Below are 21,422 nucleotides of genomic sequence, written 5' to 3' on the forward strand. Positions count from 1 at the left end.
GTAGCGTCATGCATTTTCGAACACCGGGTCCGGCGACGGGCCCGGTGTTGCGTATAAGCGACACTCGGTTCGAAAATGCTGGCGACGTCTATAAACTTGTAGACGCTCACGCCTAGGCGATCCTAGCTTCCGAAGAAACCCGATATTCGAAAACGAGATCGGTACAGGGAGAGGATGACCATGCGCCTTACTGCGTATCTGCTGTCGGCCGCCACGATCGCGCTCGCTTCGCCGGCCGCCGCGCAAAACAACTCGCCCGAACCGTCGAGCCCGGCGACGCAGACGACCTCGACGACCGCCGCGGCATCGGTGACGCAGGACGAGGCGCCCGCCGCCGACATCGTCGTCACCGCCCAGGGCCGCGTCCAGGCGCTCGCCGACGTGCCGGTCGCGGTGTCGGCGATCACCGCCGAAACGCTGCAGAACTCCGGCGCGAGCGACATCCGCCAGCTCAACCAGCTCGCGCCGTCGCTGCTCGTCTCGTCGACCGGCTCCGAATCGAACGGCTCGGCGCGCATCCGCGGCATCGGCACGGTCGGCGACAATCCCGGCCTCGAAAGCTCGGTCGCGGTGTTCATCGACGGCGTCTATCGGTCGCGCTCGGGTATCGGCCTCACCGAACTCGGCGAGATCGACCGGGTCGAGGTGCTGCGCGGTCCGCAGGGCACGCTCGGCGGCCGCAACGCCTCGGCGGGCGTGATCAGCATCATCAGCAAGGCGCCGTCGTTTCAGGGGGTCAGCGGCGGCGGTGAGGCGACCTACGGCAATTACAATTTCTACCGCTTCGCCGGCAATCTCAACGTGCCGCTCAGCCAGACGATCGCGGCACGGGTCGACGGCGTCTACGTCAAGCGCGACGGCTTCTACCGCGACTATACGAACAACACCGACGTCAACGATCGCAACCGCTATTTCGTCCGCGGCCAGTTGCTGTTCGAGCCGACCGACGCGATCCGCTTCCGCCTGATCGGCGATTACACGCATCGCGACGAGAAATGCTGCGCGGCGACCTATGTCGACCGGTCGGTCAACGAGGCGGTCGGCAACCTCAACAACCCCGTCGCCTCGGTCAACGCCGGCCTCGCGGCGGGCGGCAACGGCAACAATATTGTCAACGTCATCCGCGATCTCGGCCAGCCGCTCAACCTCGTCACCAACCCGGGCTACAGCCGCGACGTGTCGACCAGCCCGGGTCGCAGCTTCGCCGGCATCACCAGGGACTGGGGCGTGTCGGGCCAGCTCGACTGGACCTTCGGACGCACCAAGCTGACCTCGATCACCGCCTATCGTGACTATGATTCGGACCAGGGATCGGACACCGACTATAGCCGCGTCGACATCCTCTATCGCGCCGCCGACGGCAATTCGGCCCGGCGCTTCCGCACCTTCACGCAGGAGCTGCGCCTCAACGGCTCGCTGTTCGCGGACAAGCTCGACTGGCTGGTCGGCGGCTTCTTCGCCAACGAAGACCTGCGCGTGCTCGATAACCTGCGCTTCGGCACGCAATATGGCCGGTTCGCGACCTGCCGGCTCGTCTCGGGCAGCGCGCTCGCGCCCTTTTACGCGCCGGGCAACACCGGTTGCCTCAGCAACACCGGCCGCGCGGTACTCGCCGGCCGGGTGCCCGGCGTCGCCTCGCCCTTCGGGGCGGCGGGGGCGACGATCGTCGGCGCGATCGATACGCTCGATGCGATCAACGACAAGGGCTCGACCCGCGACGTCTACAATCAGAACAGCCGCAACTGGGCGATCTTCACGCACAATATCTTCCACGTCACCAACACGGTCGATCTGACGCTGGGCGCGCGCTACACCAACGAACGCAAGCGCTTCGACGCGACCTTCACCAACGACAATGTCGGCTGCGTCACCAACCAGCGTGCGCTCGCGCCCTTCCTCGCCAATGCCGGGCTCGCGGCCACCGCGGCGGGGATCATCGGCCTGTCCTGCCAGGGCAACAACACCGCCGAGCTCAACGGCGTGTCGATCAACAGCCGCCGCAAGGAGGATCGCGTCACCGGCACGGCGATCCTGTCGTGGAAGCCGATCGACCATCTGCTGCTCTACGGCAGCTATTCGCGCGGCTATAAGGCGGGCGGCTTCAACCTCGACCGGTCGGCGCTCAAACAGCCGGTCTTCAGCTTCGCGCAGCTCGGCGGCGCGCAGGCGCTCGCCAATTCGCTGCAATTCGCGCCCGAGACGGTCAATGCCTTCGAGGTCGGCGCCAAATACGGCACCGGGCCGTTCACGCTGTCGGCGGCGGCGTTCATCCAGGACTTCAGCAACTTCCAGCTCAACACCTTCAACGGTACCGTCTTCCTGGTGCAGAACATCAACGGCTGTTCGTCGAGCCTCAACGGCGGCGATCGCGATCAGAGCAAGTTCACCGCCGCGAGCAATTACAATGCCGCCGCAACGACCACCGGCGTCTGCCCGTCGGGCGATGTCAGCTATGGCGTCCGCGCCAAGGGCGTTGAGCTGGAGGCGGCGCTGGTGCCGGCACGCGACGTGCGCGTCAGCCTCGGCCTGACCGTCACCGACACCAAATATCGCGACCAGCTCGTCGGCTCCGCGGCGGGGGCGCCGCTCGATCAGGCGCTGCGGCTGCTGCCAGGGCGGACGGTGTCCAACTCGGCGGACATCGTCGCGACCTCGTCGGCGTCGTGGACGCCGCAGCTCGGCGGCGGCTATTCGGCGCTCTTCTACGTCGATACGCGCATGACCGGCGACTATAACACCGGCTCCGACCTGTTTCCGCAAAAGGCGCAGGACGGCTATGCGATCGTCAACGCGCGCATCGGCCTGCGCCTGCCCGACGAGCGGATCAGCCTCGAATTCTGGGGGCAGAATCTGACCAACGTCACCTATGCGCAGGTCGCCTTCAACTCGCCGTTCCAGGAGGGCGCCGCCAACGCGGCATTCCAGGATCCGCAATATCCCGGCGGCCGCCAGCTCTTCTCGCAATATCTCGCCGAGCCGCGCACCTATGGCGCGACGATCCGCGCGCGGTTCTGATCCGCGCGCCGACACACTCTTTCATCAGGCAACGACACTCCGGCCGGCCGCAGCGATGCGCGCCGGCCGCTTTGTGTCAGGCGGCCATCTCGACCATGTCGCCCGCCGCCGCGGTCCGCAGCCGGCGCTCGAGCGTCTTGAGCCGGGCCGAGGCGGTGATGCGGTCACCGGTCAGGTCGGTCACGTAGAAGGTGTCGACCGCGCGCTCGCCATAAGTGGCGACATGCGCCGAGTGCAGCGTCACCTTCGACTGGAACAGCGCCTGGGCGAGCTGGTTGAGCAGGGCCGGCCGGTCGCGCGCATTGACCTCGATCACCGTGAAGCGGTTGGAGGCGTGATTGTCGATCAGGACGTTGGGTTCGATGTCGAAGGCATCGGCGCGGGTGCGCGGCGCGGGCTTGGCGACCAGCCGGTCGGTCAGCTTGCCGCGATTGGCGAGCGCATCCTCGATCGCCATCTTGAGCCGCCGGAGCTGCGCGCTGTCGTCGAACGGCCGGCCGAACGGGTCCTGGACGAGGAAATTGTCGATCGCCATGCCGTCGCGCGTCGTGTGGATGCGCGCGTCGATGATATTGCCGCCGGCGACGTGGATCGCGCCGGCGATGCGGTAGAACAGGCCGGGATGGTCGGCGGCATAGATGGTCACCAGCGTCGCGCCGCGCGTCGCATAGACCTGCGCGTCGATCGAGAGCTGCGCGGCGCCCGCGGCGTCGATGAAGCGTGCGTTATGCGCGAGCACGTCGTCGGGTTCGGCGATCCAATAGGCTTCGGGGAAACGGCGGACGAAGGCGTCGAACCGCGCCGGCTCCCAGCCGAGCGTCGCCTGCAGCGTCTCCTGCCGCGTCGCGATGCGTTCGGCGCGGCCGCGCTGCTTGTGACCGAGGCGCAGCACCTCCTCCGCGCCCTCGTAGAGGTCGGCGAGCAACTGGCGCTTCCAGCCGTTCCAGGTGCCGGGGCCAACCGCGCGGATATCGACGATGGTGAGGACCAGCAGCAGCCGCAGCCGCTCCGGGCTCTGCACGACCGCGCAAAAGTCGAGGATCGTCTTGAAGTCGGACAGGTCGCGCTTGAACGCGGTCGCCGACATCAGCAGGTGCCAGCGGACCAGCCACGCCACCGTCTCCGTTTCGGCGGCGGTGAGGCCGAAGCGCGGGCAGAGCTTCTCCGCCACCTCCGCGCCGAGGATCGAATGATCGCCGTCGCGGCCCTTGGCGATATCGTGGAGCAGCACCGCGACATAGAGCACGCGCCGCGAGACGATATGGCGGATGATCGCCGAGGCGAGGGGGTGTTCGACCTTGCACTCGCCCTTGTCGATCCGCGCGAGCAGACCGATCGCGCGGATGGTGTGCTCGTCGACGGTGTAATGGTGGTACATGTCGAACTGCATCTGCGCGACGACGCGGCCGAAATCGGGCACGAAGCGGCCGAACACGCCCGCCTCGTTCATCCAGCGCAGCACCAGCTCGGGATCGCGCGGCGAGGTCAGCACGTCGAGGAACAGGCTGTTGGCGCGCCGGTCGCGACGATGGCGGGCGATCAGCTTGGCGTCGCGCGCCGCGGCGCGCATCGCCAGCGGGTGGATCTCGACGCCGTGGAGGTCGGCGAGCTGGAAGATCTCGATCAGCCGGACCGGGTCCTCGCTGAAGAAATCGTCGCGGGGCAACGCCAGCCGGCCGCGATCGAGCACGAAGCCGTGCAGGCGGTCGGGCCGCCGCCGGATCGTCGGCAGGCCGAACCGCCGCCCGCGCGCCGCGAACCGCTCGTCGAGATGCGCAAGGAAGACGCCGGTGAGGTTGCCGACCGTCTTCGCCTGGAGGAAGTAATATTGCATGAATCGCTCGACCGCCGATTTGCCGGGGCGGTCGGAGAAGCGCATTCGCGTCGCGATCTCGCGCTGGACGTCGAAGGTCAGCCGGTCCTCGGCGCGGCGGGTGACGCTGTGCAGATGGCAGCGTACCGCCTGGAGGAAATTGTCGGCGCGGTGGAAGAGCCGATATTCCTCCTTGGTCAGCAAGCCGACCTCGACCAGATCGGCGCCGCGCTGCACGTCGTGGATATATTTGCCGATCCAGAACAGGGTGTGGAGGTCGCGCAGGCCGCCCTTGCCCTCCTTGACGTTGGGTTCGACGACATAGCGGGTGTCGCCCATCTTGCGGTGGCGGGCATCGCGCTCGGCGAGCTTGTCGGCGATGAACTCGCGCTCGGTGCCATGCTGCACCTCGGTCTTGAAGCGGCGCGCAGCCTCGTCATACAATGTCACGTCGCCGGTGACGTAGCGCGCCTCGAGCAAGGCGGTCCGGATCGTCACGTCGCCCTTGGCCTGCCGCACCATCTCGTCGAGCGAGCGGCTCGAATGGCCGATCTTGAGCGCAAGGTCCCACAAGGCATAGAGCATCGATTCGATGACCTGCTCCGCCCAGGGCGTCTGCTTGCCGGGGGTGAGGAAGCCGATGTCGACATCCGAATAGGGCGCCATCTCCGCCCGCCCATAGCCGCCGACCGCAATCAGCGTCAGCCGCTCGCCCGCGGTCGGATTGTGGATCGGGTGCAGCCGCTGCGTCGCGAGGTCGAACAACAGGCGCAGCAGCTGGTCGGTGAGATAGGCCTGCGCGTTCGAGGCCTCGAGCCCGCGCGACGGATGCACCGCCAGCCGCCGCTGGATCTCGGCGCGTCCCTCGGCGAGCGCCTCCTTGAGGATCGCGGTCGCCTGCAGGCGCAGCGCGATGCCGTCGGCCGCGATCGCCGCGATCCGCTCTTCCAGCGCCCGGCGGTTGACGATGGCGCGACGGTTGGGGAGGTGGTCGAAACGGAAGTGCATGACGGTCGGCTATAGCGGCGTGCAGGTTAAGGGGACATGCCGTTTCGCGCCCCGGCTATCCCTCGCGCGCCAGCGCCTTCAGCCGGTAGAGCGTGTCGAGCGCCTCGCGCGGGGTCAGCGCGTCGATATCGAGCGCTTCCACCTCGGCGCGGATCGCGTCGCACGTCGCCTCCTCGACCTGGGCGGCGGCGGCGAACAGCGGCAGGTCGTCGAGTCCCGCGGCGAGGCCGCCGGTCTTGGCGCGCCCCGCCTCGAGCTTGGCCAGCACCGCCTTTGCCCGCGCCACCGTTGCCGGCGGCATGCCCGCCAGCCGCGCGACGGCGAGGCCGTAGCTGCGGTCCGCCGGCCCGGTGGCGAGTTCGTGCAGCAGCACCAGCTCCCCCTTCCACTCGCGCGCGCGGACGTGATGCAGCGTCAGCGCGTCGCAGCGTTCGGCCAGCCGCGTCAGCTCGTGATAATGGGTGGCGAACAGGCAGCGGCAGCGATTGTCCTCGTGGATCGCCTCGACCACCGCCCAGGCGATCGCGAGGCCGTCGTAGGTGCTGGTGCCGCGGCCGACCTCATCGAGGATGACGAAGCTGTTGGGCGTCGCCTGCGCGAGGATCGCCGCGGTCTCGACCATCTCGACCATGAAGGTCGAACGGCCGCGGGCGAGATTGTCCGAGGCGCCGACGCGGCTGAACAGCCGATCGACCAGCCCGAGCGTCGCCCGCGTCGCGGGGACGTAGCTGCCCGCCTGCGCAAGCACCGCGATCAGCGCATTCTGGCGCAGGAAGGTCGACTTGCCGCCCATGTTCGGGCCGGTGACCAGCCACAGGCGCGAATCCGGGGTGAGCGTACAGTCGTTGGCGACGAACCGGTCGCCCGACCTGGCCACCGCCGCCTCGACCACCGGATGCCGGCCGCCGACGATATCGAAACAGGCGTGTTCGGCAAGCGCCGGCCGCGCCCACTGCCCCTCGGCGGCGCGTTCGGCGAGCGCCGCGGCGACGTCGATCCGCGCCAGCGCATCGGCGGTGGCGGCGATCGCCTCGCGGCTGGCGAGCGCGGTGCCGATCAATTCCTCGAGATGCGCGGCCTCGGCGGCGAGGGCATGCGCGCCGGCCTGCGAGACGCGCGCGGCGACCTCGTGCAGCGCCGGCGTGTTGAAGCGGACGACGCCCGCCAGCGTCTGGCGGTGGGTGAAGCCGCTGTCCGGCTGCATCAGCGGATCGGCGGCGCGCGCTGGCACCTCGACATGATAGCCGAGCACGTTGTTGTGGCGGACCTTGAGCGTAGCGATCCCGGTCGCGCTTTTCATCTCCGCCTCGAGCGCGGCGATCGCGCGCCGGCCGCCGGCGCCGGTGTCGCGCAATTCGTCGAGCGCATCGTCATAGCCCGCGGCGATATAGCCGCCGTCGCCCGCCTCGATCGGCGGCGCGGGCACCAGCGCCCGGCGCAGCAGGTCGACGAGCGCGCCATGGCCGCGCAGCCGTGGCGCGATCCGGTCGAGCAGCGCGAGCGGCGTATCGATCGCGGCGAGCCGCTCGCCGAGATGCCAGGCGCCGTCGAGCCCGTCGCGGAGCTGGCCGAGATCGCGCGGGCTGCCCCGCCGCGCCGCCAGCCGCCCGAGCGCACGGCCGATATCGGGAAGCGCGCGCAACGCCGCGCGCACCGCCTCGCGCTGGGCCGGCGCATCGTGAAAATATTGGACGAGGTCGAGCCGCGCATCGATCGCCGTCCTGTCCATCAGCGGCGCGCCGAGGTCGCTCGCCAGCAGCCGTGCGCCGGCGCCGGTCACCGTACGGTCGATACAGTCGAGCAGGCTGCCCTTGCGCTGGCCGCCGGTGGTGCAGGTGAGTTCGAGGCTGTCGCGCGTCGCCGCGTCGATCGCCATCGTCTCCGCGGCGGCGGTGAGCCGCGGCGGCCGCAGGAAGGGAAGGGCGCCCTTGGCGGTGTGGTCGAGATAGGCGATCAGTCCGCCCGCCGCGGCGAGGCCGGCGCGGCTGAACTGGCCGAACCCGTCGAGCGTCGCGACGCCGAACAGCGCCTTGAGTCGCGCCTCGCCCTCGCCGCTGTCGAACGTATGGCGCGGGCGCAGCGTCGTCGCGCCGGGCTGCTCGCCGGCGTCGGACGCGATCACCTCCGCCGCGCCGAGCCGCGCAAGCTCTGCCCCGAGCGCGTCGGCGGAACAGTCGATCACCTCGAACCGGCCGGTCGAGACGTCGGCGGCGGCAAGCGCCACCGCGCCGGCCGCCTCGCCGATCGCGACGCACCAATTGTCGCTGCGGGCGTCAAGCAGCGCCTCCTCGGTCAGCGTGCCGGCGGTGACGACGCGGACGATACCGCGCGCGACCAAGGCTTTGTAGCCGCCGCGCGCCTTGGCCTCGGCCGGCGTCTCGGTCTGTTCGGCGATCGCGACGCGGTGACCCGCCTTGATCAGGCGTTGCAGATAGGCGGTGGCGGCATGGACCGGCACGCCGCACATCGGGATCTTCTCGCCGTCATGCTCGCCGCGCGCGGTGAGGGCGATATCGAGCACGCGGCTCGCGATGCGCGCATCGTCGAAGAACAATTCGAAGAAATCGCCCATGCGATAGAAGAGCAGGCAATCCTCCGCCTCGGCCTTGAGGCCGAGATATTGCGCCATCATCGGGGTAGGGGTGGTCATCAGGGTAAGGTCAATCCAGAAGACGGGCGCCGTGGCGGACGGAGAGGATGAACACGGTCTCGTCCGCGACCGAATAGCGGAGAATGTAGGGAGGAACAGACGTCATCTCGCGAATGCCGTCCTTGGGCCGGCCGCGCCGCGGAAAGATGGCGAGGCTGTTGCCTAGATCGAGCAATCTGGCTGCCACGTCCTACGCCGCGACGGGGTCAAATCGATGGACGTAGCGGGCTATTTCCCGGATATCGTCGACGGCTCCGGGACGCCAGACGACATTCGCCATCGCCTCTATTCATTCTGTTCGGCAAGCCAAAGGGGGAAGTCCTTGAACCCCGGCTGCCCCCAGGTCCGCAGCCACTCACTGACGATGACATGATCGACACCATAGCCGGACTCATAGCCCGCCTTCGCCCGGGCGACGTCATCCCGCGTCGCTGGCCGCGGATAGCGGGGGGGTATTTGAGCATCGGGCGTCATGCCGGCAGCATAACCCCTGACGCTGCGGGTTGAAAGCCCGGCCCGAACCCGTCAAGAGCCGTAGCGTCAGCCCGTCAGCGAGGTCCCATGTCCGACGAAGCGTCCGTCCAATACTCCGAGCGCGAGGCGCTGCTGTTCCATTCGGAGGGGCGTCCCGGCAAGATCGAGATCATCGCATCCAAGCCGATGGCGACGCAACGCGACCTCGCGCTCGCTTATTCGCCCGGCGTCGCGGTGCCGGTGCAGGCGATCGCCGACGATCCCGCCGCGGCCTATGATTACACCGCCAAGGGCAATCTCGTCGCGGTAATCTCGAACGGCACCGCGATCCTCGGCATGGGCAATCTCGGCGCGCTCGCCTCCAAACCGGTGATGGAGGGCAAGGCGGTGCTGTTCAAACGCTTCGCCGACGTCGACTCGATCGACATCGAGTTGAAGACCGAGGACGTCAACCGCTTCATCGACGCGGTCGAGCTGATGGAGCCGACCTTCGGCGGCATCAACCTCGAGGATATCAAGGCACCCGAATGTTTCATCATCGAGCAGACGCTGCGCGAGCGGATGAACATCCCGGTCTTCCATGACGACCAGCACGGCACCGCGATCATCGCCTCGGCGGGGCTGATCAATGCGTGCCTGCTCACCGGGCGCAAGCTCCAGGACGTCAAGCTCGTCGTCAACGGCGCCGGTGCGGCGGCGATCGCCTGCACCGAGCTGATGAAGGCGATGGGCGTGCGCCACGACAATGTCATCATGTGCGACAAGACCGGGGTGATCTATCAGGGTCGCGACGGCGTCAATCAATGGCAGTCGGCGCATGCCGCCAACACCGACAAGCGCACGCTGACCGAGGCGCTGGAGGGGGCGGACGTGTTCCTCGGCCTGTCGGCTGCGGGCGCGCTCAAGCCGGAGATGGTCGCGCATATGGCGCCGTCGCCGATCATCTTCGCGATGGCCAATCCCGAGCCGGAAATCCGCCCCGAGATCGCCAAGGCGGCGCGGCCCGACGCGATCGTCGCCACCGGCCGCTCGGACTATCCCAATCAGGTCAACAACGTCATCTGCTTCCCGTTCATCTTCCGCGGCGCGCTCGACGTGCGCGCGACGGGCATCAACGATGCGATGAAGATCGCCGCCGCCAATGCGATCGCCGAACTCGCCCGCCGCCGCGTGCCGGAGGAGGTGGCGGTCGCTTATGGCGTGCAGCATAGCTTCGGCCCCGAATATATCATCCCGTCGCCGTTCGACCCCCGGCTGATGGAGCTGGTGCCGTCGGCGGTCGCCAAGGCGGCGATGGATTCGGGCGTGGCGCTCAAGCCGATCCTCGACATGGAGGCCTATCGCCAGACGCTGCGCGCGCGGCTCAACCCGACCACCTCGGTGCTCAGCCTCGCCTATGAGGGCGCACGGGCGCGGCCGAAGCGCGTGCTGTTCGCCGAGGGCGAGGAAGAGGTGGTGCTGCGCGCCGCCATCTCGTTCAAGGAAGGCGGCTATGGCACGCCGGTGCTGGTCGGCCGCGATGACGTCTATGACCGGTTGAAGGCGCTGGGCGTCGCCAATCCGCAGGAATATGAGGTCCACAACAGCCGCCATTCGCCGCTCGTCCCGAAGATGGTCGACTTCGTCTACGGCCGCCTCCAGCGCCGCGGCTATCTGCGCCGCGATGTCGAGCGGATGATCAACCAGGATCGCAACGTCTTCGGCGCGGCGCTGCTCCAGCTCGGCGAGGCCGACGTGATGATCACCGGCATCACCCGCACCTGGGCGGAATCGATGCGCCAGGTGAAGCGCGTGATCGATCCCGAGGCGGGGCGCACCCCCTTCGGCATCCACGTGCTGGTCGGCCAGAGCCACACCGTGTTCATCGCCGACACCACCGTCAACGAACGGCCGACCGGCGAGCAGCTCGCCGATTTCGCCGAACAGACCGCGCAGGTCGCGCGCCGCATGGGCCACGAACCGCGCGTCGCGATGCTGAGCTATTCGACCTTCGGCAACCCCAAGGGTGCCTGGGTCGACAATATCCGCGAGGCGGTGGCGGTGCTCGACGGGCGCAACGTCGGCTTCGAATATGAAGGCGAGATGCCGCCCGACGTCGCGCTCAACCCGCGCCAGCTCGCCAATTATCCGTTCGCGCGCCTGTCCGGCCCGGCCAACATCCTGATCATGCCGGGCCTGCAATCGGCGCATATCTCCGCCAAGCTGCTCCGCGAGCTGGGTGGCGACAGCGTCATCGGGCCGATGCTGGTCGGCATGGAAAAGCCGGTGCAGATCGCGCCGATGACCTCGACCGCGAGCGAATTGGTGACGCTGGCGGTGCTCGCCGCAGGCGGCATCGCCCGCTGATCGGGGGCGGCGGGCGCGTCCCGTCGAGGGCTTCACACGCGGGCGGCGCGTGTGGAGCCCGTCCTACGATGGGCGCAGGGCTCACGGCCGGGGAAGCGTACGCCTGATCTCCGTCCGTGCTGAGACTGTCGAAGCACGGGCTTCCACACGCGGCGGGCGCATATGGCACCCCCGCCTCGGAGACGCCCAGCGCCCGCTTTGTCGGCGGGCGCCGCCGTCATTACCCCGCGTCGATGCTCGTTCCGAGCGCGGCATGGACCAAGCCACCGTCGACGGCGATCGTCTCGCCGACGACATAGTCGCCCGCGCGGCTGGCGAGATAGATCGCCGTCCCCGCCATATCCTCGTCGACGCCGATCCGGCCTGCGGGAATGCCGCGCGCGATCGCATCGCCATGATCGCGCGCCGCCTTGTTCATGTCGCTCGGGAAGGCGCCGGGCGCGATCGAGGTGACGTGGATACCGTCACGCACCAGCCGCGCCGCAATCCGCTTGGTGAGGAAGATCAGCGCCGCCTTGGAGGCGTGATAGCTGTACGTCTCCCACGGATTGAGCCGCAGGCCGTCGATCGAGGTGATGTTGATCACCTTGGCGGGACGGGCGCGCGATCCCGCCGCCTTGAGCAGGCCGTGCAGCGCCTGGGTCAGGAAGAAGGGCGATTTGACGTTGAGGTCCATCACCTTGTCCCAGCCCGCCTCGGGGAAATCCTCGAACGGCACGCCCCAGGCCGCGCCGGCATTGTTGACGAGGATGTCGAGCCGTTCCTCGCGCTCCGCCAGTTGCGCGGCGAGCGCCTGGCAGCCGGCGACGGTGCTGACGTCCTGCGGCAGCGCGATGCAGTTCGGCCCCAGCTCCGCCGCCACCGCCTCGCAGGCATCCGCCTTGCGCGACGAGATGTAGACGGTCGCCCCCTGCGCGACGAAGCCCGCGGCGATCATCTTGCCGATGCCGCGGCTGCCGCCGGTGACGAGGGCGATCCGGCCGTCGAGCCGGAACAGCGTGCTGATGTCCATGTGTCTCTCTCCTGATACGGGTCCGGCTTGGCCGTGACCGTCGCGATTGCCGGCTGCGCCACCCCCGATATCATCCCCGCGCAGGTGGCGATGACGGGGAAGGGGATGGAGTGAACCTCATCCGCCGCGCTTGATCGTCTCGCGTGCGATGATCACCTGCTGGATCTGGCTGGTGCCTTCGTAGATGCGGAACAGCCGGACATCGCGATACAGCCGCTCGATGCCGTAATCCGCGATATAGCCGGCGCCGCCATAGATCTGCACCGCCTTGTCGGCGACGCGGCCGACCATCTCGCTGGCGAAATATTTCGCCGCCGCCGATTCGAGCACGACATCGTCGCCGCGATCCTTCGCCGCGGCGGTCTCCAGCACCAGAGCGCGCGCTGCCAGCGCCTCGGTCTTCATGTCCGCGATCATCCCCTGGATGAGCTGGTGCTGCGCGATCGGCTGGCCGAACTGGCTGCGGCCGGTGGCATAGCCGACGCTGTCGGCGATCAGCCGCTCGGCGACGCCGACGCAGACCGCGCCGATGTGCAGCCGGCCGCGATCGAGCACGCGCATCGCGATTTTGAAGCCTTCGCCCTCCGCCCCGAGCCGGTTGGCGGCGGGGACTGGCACGTCGTCGAAATGGACGTCGGCGACCTTGGCGCCCTTCTGCCCCATCTTCTTCTCGGGCTCGCCGACCGAGACGCCCGGCAGGTCGCGCGGCACGAGGAAGGCGGAAACGCCGCGCGCGCCCGCCTCGCCGGTGCGCGCCATCACCGTGAACAGGTCGGCGCGATCGGCATTGGTGATATAGCGTTTGGTGCCGGTCAGCCGGTAGACATCGCCGTCGCGCACCGCGCGCGTCTTGACGCTGCCCGAATCGCTGCCGACGTCGGGCTCGGTCAGCGCGAAGCTGGTTATCACCGCGCCGCTCGCGATCCGCGGCAGCCAGTGCGCCTTCTGTTCGGGCGTGCCGGCCATCACCAGCCCCTGGCTGCCGATGCCGACATTGGTGCCGAAGGCGGATCGGAAGGCCGGCGTCGTCCGCCCCATCTCGATCGCGACACGGCATTCCTCGACCATGTCGAGCCCGAGCCCGCCATGATCCTCGGCGATCGACAGGCCGAATAATCCCATCTCGCGCATCTCGGCGACGACCGCGTCGGGGATCGCGTCGGCCGCCTCGACCTCCGCCTCGAGCGGGCGGAGCCGTTCGGCGACGAACCGCCGCACGGTGTCGATCAGCGCATCGAAGGTTTCAGGGTCGAGAGCCATGTCGCTTCCACTGCCATTTAATTGGCAGAGAGGTAATGCGATGCGCCCGCGCCTGCAAACCCGAACTTCGAAAAACAGGCGGATGCTCTTGGGTGGGGCCATACTGGAACGGCTGCGGAAAAAGCCTTCCGCCATCCCGGACGTGTTGGGGCGTCGACCGGCCGCGGCAATAGGGCCCGTACCTGCCGCCATTCGTCCCGCCGCACGGTCCGGTTTCCGCGCGTGGCTGCGATGACGGGGCGGTAGAGGCGATCGGTCGAGCCCGACGGCGAGGGGCGGCGCGCGGACGATCATCGCATCGTCATGGGAATGACAGGAAACCCACCCGATTCCACATTCTTGCGCCGTTCATCGGCCAGAAAGAGACAAGGCTCCGGACGCATCCCGTCGTCTCGTCGGCGCCGCAACACCGTTCGTCTCTTATGGTTCCTCCGACCATTGGAGAAAAGGAATCGGGCGGCTAGCGACATCCTCGACGAACGGGTTTTGACCGGGGGGTCAGCAAGTGACTGTAAAGACGTTGGCGGCGCGTTTTGCGCTGGTGTTTTCCTGTGCCTTGATGACGACGACGCCGGCATTCGCGCAATTCTGGCAGTGCGCGCCTTATGCTCGCGAGATCTCGGGCATCGATCTGCACGGCAACGCCAACACCTGGTGGGGCCAGGCCGCCGGCCGCTACGAGCGTGGCCATGCGCCGAAGGTCGGCGCGGTGCTCGCCTTCCAGGCGACGCGGCGGATGCGCGTCGGCCATGTCGCGATGGTCTCGCAGGTGGTCAGCGATCGGGAAGTGCTGCTCACCCACGCCAATTGGTCGCGCCCCGGCGGCATCGAGCGCAACGTCCGCGCGATCGACGTCTCCGCCGCCGGCGACTGGAGCGAAGTCAAGGTCTGGTACGGCCCCAACGGCGATCTCGGCACGTCGAGCTACCCCACCAGCGGCTTCATCTACTCGGGCCACGCCCCCGCCGCGACCGCGACCGACGCGGATACCGACACCACCATCATCGCCACCGCCGCCACCGTGCCGGTGGTCCCCGTCGCCGGCGAATAAGTCGGGAGCCTCGCGGGCGGCAGCCCGACAAACCGACCGCCAAGACTTTCTTGTTCGTCATCCCGGCGCAGGTCGGGATCCATGGGCACGGGCGGCACGCCATGGCGCGGGACCGTCCCATTCATCCGCCGCCGACGCCAAACCGAAGCGCGCGCGCCCCCCAATCCACTTCTCCGCGCCTCCGCGTGAACCCTCTTCACCTTCGCGGCATCGCGCCTTCGCGTGAATCCCTCGATCGGTGCGCCTAGCGCGAATCTTTGATTCACGCGGAGGCGCGGAGGCGCGGAGGCGCGGAGGCGCGGAGGGGGTGCGATGAAGGGCAGCGATACGCCACGAACGGGCGTGAGTTAGCGAGCGGGCCGCACTCCGCGCCGAGACTGCAGCGCCGGACGAAACAGCGCCCTCCGGAAGCTCCCGGTTACGCCGGGCGGAAGGTCATCGCGACGCCGTTCATGCAATAGCGCTTGCCCGTCGGCTTCGGCCCGTCGTCGAAGACGTGGCCGAGATGGCCGCCGCACTGGCGGCAATGCACCTCGACGCGCTGCATCATCAGCGATGAATCAGTGCGTGTCGCCACCGCCTGCGGCAGCGGCGCGTAGAAGCTCGGCCAGCCCGTGCCGCTGTCGAACTTCGTGCGCGAGGCGAACAGCGGCAAAGCACAGCCCTTGCACAGGAAGGTGCCGGCGCGATGCTCGTCGTTGAGCGGGCTGGTGAACGGTCGTTCGGTGCTCTCGTGACGCAGCACCGCCCAGGCCTGATCGCCGAGCTTCTTGCGCCACGCCGCATCGCTCATCTGCACCGGGAAACGCTCGGCGGCGGCGGCGGGCGCGCTGCGGCAGCCCCAGAGAGCGACGCCGGCGACGCCTGCGGCAGCCAGCGACAATAACGAACGGCGAGAAGGATCGTGAGCCATGTCCGCTATGTAAGGCGCCGCCGCCGTCGCCGCATCCCCCGCGCCGCGTCGGTACGCTGGCGTACCCGTCACAGGTTGAAGGCGAACTGGCGGATCACGCCGATATGGTCGGACAGCCGGTCGCCGTCGGGCAGCGTGCCGAAGCTGCGCGTCGCGCCCGCCGTGGTCAGCGTGCCGCGATAGGCGACCAGGGTCTTGGCATGCGCCAGCGTCGGCGTCGGCGCGATCGCGCGGCAGGTCGCGCCGCACGCCGTCTCCGACGCGGCGATCGTCATGCCGTCGCCGCCGAGCGCCGCGCCGAGATAGGCCTGCCGCTGCGGATCGTTGCCGACGTTGAAGTCGCCGGCGAGCATCACCGACGCGCCGCCCTCGCCGACGCCGGCGATGAAGCTGCGCAGCGCATCGGCCTGCCGCTGATAGGCATAGAAGCTGCGCGCGTCCTTGACCCCGGAGGCGGCACGCGAGTTGAGGTGGGTGTCGACGACGACCAGCGGCGCGCTCTGCCCCGGCACGCGCAACGCGACCGCGAGCATCCCCTTGTTGGCGAGGCAGTCGAAACCGGCACAGGCATAAGCCGGGAAGGCGACGCGCTTGACCCACAGGATCGGATAATCGGAAAAGACGGCGAGGCCGCTATCCTCGCGCGCGCCTTCGGTCTCGCCATGCCACAGGCTCGCGTCGGCGACGAAGGCGCGCTGGTCCGCGGTCGCCGGCGCGGCGCGATCGTCCGCGGCGCTCGGGCCATAAGCGACGTAGCGATAGCCGGCGGCGCTGCCGATCGCCTTTTGCGCCGCGCCGAACGCCTCCTGCACCGCGACCACCTGCGGCCCGTCGCCGCGGTCGTGCATCGCGCGCAATTCGGCGGCGATCGTCGCAGCGGCGGCGGTGCGGCCATGCGTCAGCGGCCAGGGCAGACCTTCGACATTATAGGAGAGCACCGTCACCGGGCCGGCCGTGGGCACGGCGTGGACGACCGACGGCTCCACCGCCATCACCGATTTCGGCTCGGCAAGACCGGTGACGAACAGCACCGACGCCAACAGCAGCACACCCGGCATCCGCATGATACGAACCCCCCATCACGTTGGAACCGTCATTAGGCTCAGGCGTGTGACGCGGTGACGTACGAGCGATGACATAGGTGTCATCTGACATGAGAATCGTGCCGTCGCGGCAGGTTGGCGGCGCTCAGCCGGAGCGGGCGCGCTTCCAGAACGGCCGCGCGCTGCCCGATTGCAGCACGCCGCGACGGAACAGCCGCGCGCCGAGCGTGATGAAGATCGTCACCCACAGCAATTGCCACGCGATCGCCGCGACATGCGGCCACAGCGACGGCGAGGTCGCCGCCTGGCCCGCCATCGCGAACGGCGACGACAGCGGGAAGAGCTGCGCGACCGTCGCGATCCAGCTGTCCGGCCGCGCGGTGCCGGCGAGCGCCAGCGCGAGCATCCCCATCTGCACGATCGAGATCGGCAGCGCGAGCATCTGGATCTCGCGCGGGGTCGACGCCTGCGCGCCGACGACGAGGAAGGCGGAACCGAGCAGCAGATAGGCCATGGTGAAATAGAGCACGAACAGTGCGACGAACGCCGGCATGCCGACCGCCGCCTGGATCGCCAGCGCCGAAGCCACGTCGGGCGGCAGCAGCGCGCCGAGCCGCGCGATGATCGTCCCCCAGAAGCCGACGAACAGGATGGCGACGCCGAACATGCCGAGCAGCTTGCCGAGGAAGACGCTCTCCAGCGGCACCGCGGCGGCGAGCACCTCGATCACCTTGTTGTTGCGCTCCTCCGCCATCGTGCCGACCACCTGGCTGGCGAGGAACAGGTTGAGCAAGAAGACGCCGAACACCGCGAACGACGCGGACTGGCGGCGATTGGCCGCCGAGCTGCGCGGCCGTTCGCTCGCCGTCTTGACCGCGGTGACCGTCGGCGTCGTGCCGCCGCGTTCCGCCGCGACCGTCTCCGCGGCGAGCAGCGCGAGGTAATCGGCGGCGCGGCCGCCGCGCGCGCCATAGGAGATCTGCGGCCGGTCGAGCGGGCCGTAGAGGACGGCGCTCGCCTCGAACTGATCGCTGGCGAAGGCGGCGCGCGCCTGTGCGGCGGGATCGCGGCCGGGCCGTTCGGTGACCAGCACCGGCGGCGCCTCGTCGTCGCGGCGGAAGGCGGTGCGCAGCCGCTTGTCCGCCGCCGCCATCGCGCCCGCGGCCCGATCACCGACGATCGCGATGATCCGCGTCTTGTCGGCACGGCTGTCGGCGACGCTCGCCGCGCCCATCCCGCCGATCGCCGAGAAGGAGCCGAGCAGCACGGGCGCGAACAGGAACAGCAGGAAGACGGGGGTGAACACCGTCGCGACGAAATCGCGCCGCGCGATCGTCAGCGCCTGACGGAAGGTCCGGACCGCGCTCATGCCACCTCTCCCTCGGCCGCGGCGCGGCCGACGATGCGCACGAAGGCATCGTGCAGGCCCGGCCGCTCGATCGACAGGCCGGCGATGCCGTGGCCGCGCTCGATCAGCGTCACCAGCGTCCGCTCGATTCCCTCGGGCGGCAGTTCGAATCGCCAGCCCGGACCGTCGGGCACGGTATCGTGCGGCAGCAGCGCGGCGATCGCGGGATCGGGCCGCGTCGGCAGATAGCGGACACGGCTCGGCAGCGTACCGCGCGCCTCGTCCACCGTGCCCTCGAACCGGCGTTTGCCGCCGGCGATGATCGCCAGCCGGTCGCAGACGCGCTCGGCATGCGCCATGATATGCGTCGAGAACAGCACCGTCGCGCCGCGGTCGCGCTCGGCGAGGATCAGCGCCTCGAGCTTTTCCTGATTGACCGGGTCGAGCCCCGAGAAGGGCTCGTCGAGCACGAGCAGGTCGGGGCGGTGCACGACCGAGCCGAGCAGCTGCACCAGCTGCGCCATGCCCTTGGACAGTTTCTTGATCTTCTCGTCGACGGCATGGCCGAGGCCCGCCGCCTCCATCATCTCGGCGGCGCGGGTGCGGCCGGTGCGGCGGTCGAGGCCGCGCAGCGCGCCCATGAAGGCGATCGCGTCGCGCGCCTTCATCGACGGATAGAGGCCGCGTTCCTCGGGCAGATAGCCGATCCGGTCGCTCGCCTCGCGCGGCGCCTCGTGGCCGAGCACGACGCGCCGGCCGCCATCGGGTTCGACGATGCCGAGCAAGGTGCGCAACGTCGTCGTCTTGCCCGCGCCATTGGGGCCGAGCACGCCGTAGATCGCGCCGCGCGGCACCGCGAGATCGATCCCGTCGACCACCCGCCGGTCACCGAAGCGTTTCACCAGCTGTTCGGCGAGCACCGCCCAATCGTCCGCCAAACCCCGTCCCCCGTTCGCCGCGTCACGAGGCGTGTATCGCGGCGCTGCCTGTGGTAGCGGGCGAACGTGCCGCAAGACAAGCCGCAAGCCGATATCGCCAGCAGGATCAAGGCCAAGGCGGCGGAGCTGGGCTTCGTCGCCTGCGGCATCGCGCGCGCCGACGCCGCGCCGCACACCGCCGCGCGGCTGCGCCAGTGGCTCGACGAGGGGCGGCACGGCGACATGATCTGGATGGAGGAGCGCGCGCATCACCGCGGCTCGCCTGCCGGACTATGGCCGGCGGTGCGCAGCATCGTCGCGCTCGGCATGAGCTACGCGCCCGCCGCCGATCCGCTGCGGCTGGCCGGGGAGGGGGAGCGCGCGCGCATCTCCGTCTATGCGCAGGGCGGCGACTATCACGATGTCGTCAAGAAGGCGCTGAAGGCGCTCGGCCGCTGGCTGGCGCAGGAGGCGGGCTGCGACCTCAAGGTGTTCGTCGACACTGCCCCGGTGATGGAAAAGCCGCTCGCCGAGGCGGCGGGGCTCGGCTGGCAGGGCAAGCACACCAATCTGGTCAGCCGCGCGCATGGCAGCTGGCTGTTCCTCGGCGCGATCTACACGACGCTCGACCTCGCGCCCGATGCCGCGGGCCGCGACAGTTGCGGCTCGTGCGACGCCTGCCAGCGCGCCTGTCCGACCGATGCCTTCCCGGCACCCTATCGGCTCGATGCGCGGCGCTGCATCTCCTATCTGACGATCGAACATGCCGGGCCGATCCCGGACCAGTTCCGTGCCGCGATCGGCAATCGCATCTATGGCTGCGACGATTGCCTTGCGGTCTGCCCGTGGAACAAGTTCGCGGCGGCAGCGGCGGCGAACCTCGCCTTCCAGCCGCGCGCCGAGCTGACCGCGCCCGCGCTCGCCGACCTGCTCGATCTCGACGATGCCGGCTTCCGGCAGGTCTTCGCCGGATCGCCGATCAAGCGGATCGGCCGCAACCGCATGGTGCGCAACGCCGCGATCGCCGCGGGCAACAGCGGCGCGGCAGAGCTGCTCCCGGCGCTCGCCCGGCTGCGCGACGACGCCGACCCGGTCGTCGCGGAGGCCGCCGCCTGGGCGATGGCGCGGCTAGCCGGCTAGCCGGCTGACCGCAGGACGCGGCGCGCCGGCCGCGCCCGCCGCTGCCGCGCCTGCCAGCGCGTCCGCCAGAAGCCGTAGACGGCAAGGCTGCCGAGCATCGCCAGCGCCAGTCCGGATGTGGTCATCGCCAGTTTCCAGACGATCCCGCCGACCTTGGCGGCATGGATCGGATAGAGCTTCTCGCGCCACCAGCCGCTGCCGGCCGCCTGCGCCGGATCGACCACCCCCGCCACCGCCAGCGTCGCGGGATCGAAATAGAGGAAGGTGCGCCCGTTCGGCGTCCATTCGAACGGCTGCCGCAACCGCAGCGCGATCGGCTTGCCGGGCTTGCGCGGCCATTGCAGCCGCCGCGGCTCGGCTTCCGGGAAGCGGGCCGCTGCCTCGGCGAAGACCAGGGCATAGGCCGGCCGCGCGCCCGCCGGCGCCGGCGGCACGTCGGGCAATGCCGGCTTGGCGTCGCGCCCGACCAGCAGGTCGCCGACCGCGGGCAGCGCCATCATCGCGCCGGTGAGCAGCGACACAGCGAGCAGCGGCGCGGTCAGCACGCCGAGATCGCGATGCTGGTGGACGATCGCCCCCGCGGTCATCTTCGCCGGCCACAGCCGCGGCCGGAAGCGCGCGCGCATCCGCCACCACAGGATGACGCCGCTGATGACGAAGCCTAGGCCGATCAGCGCGGCGATGCCGTTGATCGTCTCGCCCGTCTCGCCGAGCAGCAGCCGGTGGTGCAGGTCGAACAGCCACAATTCGGGGCGCTGCCACAGCGACGACCAGCGCACGACGGTCTCACCGCTCTGGCTGAGATAGGCGCCGCCGCCATCGGCAAAGGCGATCTGGTGAACGCCGATCGCGTCGCTCGCGAAGCTGATCCGGTCGATCGCACGGTCGCCCTGTGCCAGCGTGTCGACGATCCGTGCCAGCGCCGCCGGATCGTGGTGCGGCGCATCACCGGCATGCGGCACGAAGGTCAGTCGATCACGCCAGACCAGCAGCGCCCCGCTGAGGCCGAGCAGGGCGAGCAGCAGCCCGGCGATCCCGCCGATCCAGCGATGCAGCAGCGACAGCAGCCGCATTGCGATGTCCCCCGATGGTGAAACGCGGGACTTAAACGGCGTGGGATAGTATCGCAAGTGGTTCGCAATAGCGATGAAGGTTTCACCGTGATGTGAGGTACTTGCCGGGTAGGCCCGTCAGGCGGGACGTGCCCGACAGTCATCGGTCGCCGTCGCGGCCGCTCCTAAACGGGGCCAACATGGGTCCCGGAACGAATCGAAACGTCTGCGGACGTCACGAGCCCACCACTTTCCCCACCCCGGCGAAGGCAAAGGCCGGGGTCCAGTCGGGGAAGGTCTGTAATGACGCACCACGGTCCCCGACTGGACCCCGACCTCCGCCGGGGTGGTGGGTGATTTGGGGCAGGTGTCTCGAACCC

Annotated in this window: 14 protein-coding genes; 4 read left to right on the top strand and 10 right to left on the bottom strand. The window is 69.1% G+C overall.

Going from position 1 to position 21,422, the window contains the following annotated elements; genetic code table 11:
* Window positions 1-180 precede the first annotated feature (180 nt).
* Complete coding sequence (locus V8201_RS04670; RefSeq protein ID WP_271300838.1) at window positions 181-3,015, top strand: TonB-dependent receptor; 2,835 nt, start codon at window positions 181-183, stop codon at window positions 3,013-3,015.
* Window positions 3,016-3,091: 76 nt separating this feature from the next.
* Here the strand turns inward: V8201_RS04670 and V8201_RS04675 are convergent, their stop codons facing one another.
* The 3 genes from V8201_RS04675 to V8201_RS04685 are packed head-to-tail and all read right to left on the bottom strand — an operon-like array spanning window position 3,092 to window position 8,673.
* Window positions 3,092-5,836: a [protein-PII] uridylyltransferase gene (locus tag V8201_RS04675; RefSeq protein WP_037534494.1), complete on the bottom strand. Its 2,745-nt coding sequence runs from the start codon at window positions 5,834-5,836 to the stop codon at window positions 3,092-3,094.
* A gap of 55 nt (window positions 5,837-5,891) precedes the next feature.
* Window positions 5,892-8,468 carry a DNA mismatch repair protein MutS gene (gene mutS / locus V8201_RS04680; protein WP_336544907.1) on the bottom strand — a complete coding sequence of 859 codons (2,577 nt, stop codon included), beginning with the start codon at window positions 8,466-8,468 and terminating at the stop codon, window positions 5,892-5,894.
* A 28-nt stretch (window positions 8,469-8,496) separates the two neighbouring features.
* A complete protein-coding gene (locus V8201_RS04685) occupies window positions 8,497-8,673 on the bottom strand; it encodes a type II toxin-antitoxin system RelE/ParE family toxin (protein WP_235199735.1) in 177 nt (58 codons plus the stop codon).
* Between the two features lie 374 nt (window positions 8,674-9,047).
* Here V8201_RS04685 and V8201_RS04690 point away from each other — a divergent pair, with 374 nt between their 5' ends.
* On the top strand, window positions 9,048-11,306 hold the full coding sequence (locus V8201_RS04690) for an NADP-dependent malic enzyme (RefSeq protein WP_037534492.1): 2,259 nt from the start codon (window positions 9,048-9,050) through the stop codon (window positions 11,304-11,306).
* 220 nt (window positions 11,307-11,526) lie between these two features.
* Here V8201_RS04690 and V8201_RS04695 read toward each other — a convergent pair whose 3' ends face one another.
* Both V8201_RS04695 and V8201_RS04700 read right to left on the bottom strand, forming a co-directional pair.
* The gene (locus V8201_RS04695; RefSeq protein ID WP_336544607.1) at window positions 11,527-12,318 is read right to left on the bottom strand and encodes an SDR family oxidoreductase; all 792 of its coding nucleotides are present in this window, start codon (window positions 12,316-12,318) and stop codon (window positions 11,527-11,529) included.
* A 117-nt stretch (window positions 12,319-12,435) separates the two neighbouring features.
* A complete protein-coding gene (locus tag V8201_RS04700; RefSeq protein ID WP_037534490.1) occupies window positions 12,436-13,578 on the bottom strand; it encodes an acyl-CoA dehydrogenase family protein in 1,143 nt (380 codons plus the stop codon).
* A gap of 559 nt (window positions 13,579-14,137) precedes the next feature.
* Between V8201_RS04700 and V8201_RS04705 the strand changes: the two genes are divergently transcribed.
* On the top strand, window positions 14,138-14,629 hold the full coding sequence (locus V8201_RS04705; RefSeq protein ID WP_051583447.1) for a CHAP domain-containing protein: 492 nt from the start codon (window positions 14,138-14,140) through the stop codon (window positions 14,627-14,629).
* Between the two features lie 418 nt (window positions 14,630-15,047).
* Here V8201_RS04705 and msrB read toward each other — a convergent pair whose 3' ends face one another.
* The 4 genes from msrB to V8201_RS04725 form a co-directional block, all read right to left on the bottom strand.
* Complete coding sequence (gene msrB / locus V8201_RS04710; protein ID WP_336544608.1) at window positions 15,048-15,542, bottom strand: peptide-methionine (R)-S-oxide reductase MsrB; 495 nt, start codon at window positions 15,540-15,542, stop codon at window positions 15,048-15,050.
* Window positions 15,543-15,610: 68 nt separating this feature from the next.
* Window positions 15,611-16,606, bottom strand: coding sequence for an endonuclease/exonuclease/phosphatase family protein (locus V8201_RS04715; protein WP_336544609.1), 996 nt, complete (start codon window positions 16,604-16,606; stop codon window positions 15,611-15,613).
* Window positions 16,607-16,730: 124 nt separating this feature from the next.
* A complete protein-coding gene (locus V8201_RS04720) occupies window positions 16,731-17,954 on the bottom strand; it encodes an ABC transporter permease (RefSeq protein WP_336544610.1) in 1,224 nt (407 codons plus the stop codon).
* The gene (locus V8201_RS04725; protein WP_336544611.1) at window positions 17,951-18,871 is read right to left on the bottom strand and encodes an ABC transporter ATP-binding protein; all 921 of its coding nucleotides are present in this window, start codon (window positions 18,869-18,871) and stop codon (window positions 17,951-17,953) included. Before V8201_RS04725 ends, V8201_RS04720 begins: the two co-directional genes overlap by 4 nt.
* 66 nt (window positions 18,872-18,937) lie before the next feature.
* On the opposite strand from V8201_RS04725, the gene queG reads away from it, so the two are divergent.
* Window positions 18,938-19,990 carry a tRNA epoxyqueuosine(34) reductase QueG gene (gene queG, locus V8201_RS04730; protein WP_271300288.1) on the top strand — a complete coding sequence of 351 codons (1,053 nt, stop codon included), beginning with the start codon at window positions 18,938-18,940 and terminating at the stop codon, window positions 19,988-19,990.
* Here queG and V8201_RS04735 read toward each other — a convergent pair.
* Window positions 19,987-21,063, bottom strand: a complete 1,077-nt coding sequence (locus V8201_RS04735; protein ID WP_336544612.1) for a PepSY-associated TM helix domain-containing protein — start codon at window positions 21,061-21,063, stop codon at window positions 19,987-19,989. The two genes, queG and V8201_RS04735, sit on opposite strands and share 4 nt — an antisense overlap.
* Window positions 21,064-21,422 lie beyond the last annotated feature (359 nt).

It is taken from the genome of Sphingomonas kyungheensis (genome assembly GCF_037120395.1).
Lineage (GTDB): Bacteria > Pseudomonadota > Alphaproteobacteria > Sphingomonadales > Sphingomonadaceae > Sphingomonas > Sphingomonas kyungheensis.

Excerpts from the sequence above, each read along its gene's own strand:
- V8201_RS04670 (WP_271300838.1), top strand. The coding sequence starts at position 181 with ATGCGCCTTACTGCGTATCTGCTGTCGGCCGCCACGATCGCGCTCGCT.
- V8201_RS04675 (WP_037534494.1), bottom strand. The coding sequence starts at position 5,836 with ATGCACTTCCGTTTCGACCACCTCCCCAACCGTCGCGCCATCGTCAAC.
- mutS (WP_336544907.1), bottom strand. The coding sequence starts at position 8,468 with ATGATGGCGCAATATCTCGGCCTCAAGGCCGAGGCGGAGGATTGCCTG.
- V8201_RS04690 (WP_037534492.1), top strand. The coding sequence starts at position 9,048 with ATGTCCGACGAAGCGTCCGTCCAATACTCCGAGCGCGAGGCGCTGCTG.
- V8201_RS04695 (WP_336544607.1), bottom strand. The coding sequence starts at position 12,318 with ATGGACATCAGCACGCTGTTCCGGCTCGACGGCCGGATCGCCCTCGTC.
- V8201_RS04700 (WP_037534490.1), bottom strand. The coding sequence starts at position 13,578 with ATGGCTCTCGACCCTGAAACCTTCGATGCGCTGATCGACACCGTGCGG.
- V8201_RS04705 (WP_051583447.1), top strand. The coding sequence starts at position 14,138 with ATGACGACGACGCCGGCATTCGCGCAATTCTGGCAGTGCGCGCCTTAT.
- msrB (WP_336544608.1), bottom strand. The coding sequence starts at position 15,542 with ATGGCTCACGATCCTTCTCGCCGTTCGTTATTGTCGCTGGCTGCCGCA.
- V8201_RS04715 (WP_336544609.1), bottom strand. The coding sequence starts at position 16,606 with ATGCGGATGCCGGGTGTGCTGCTGTTGGCGTCGGTGCTGTTCGTCACC.
- V8201_RS04720 (WP_336544610.1), bottom strand. The coding sequence starts at position 17,954 with ATGAGCGCGGTCCGGACCTTCCGTCAGGCGCTGACGATCGCGCGGCGC.
- V8201_RS04735 (WP_336544612.1), bottom strand. The coding sequence starts at position 21,063 with ATGCGGCTGCTGTCGCTGCTGCATCGCTGGATCGGCGGGATCGCCGGG.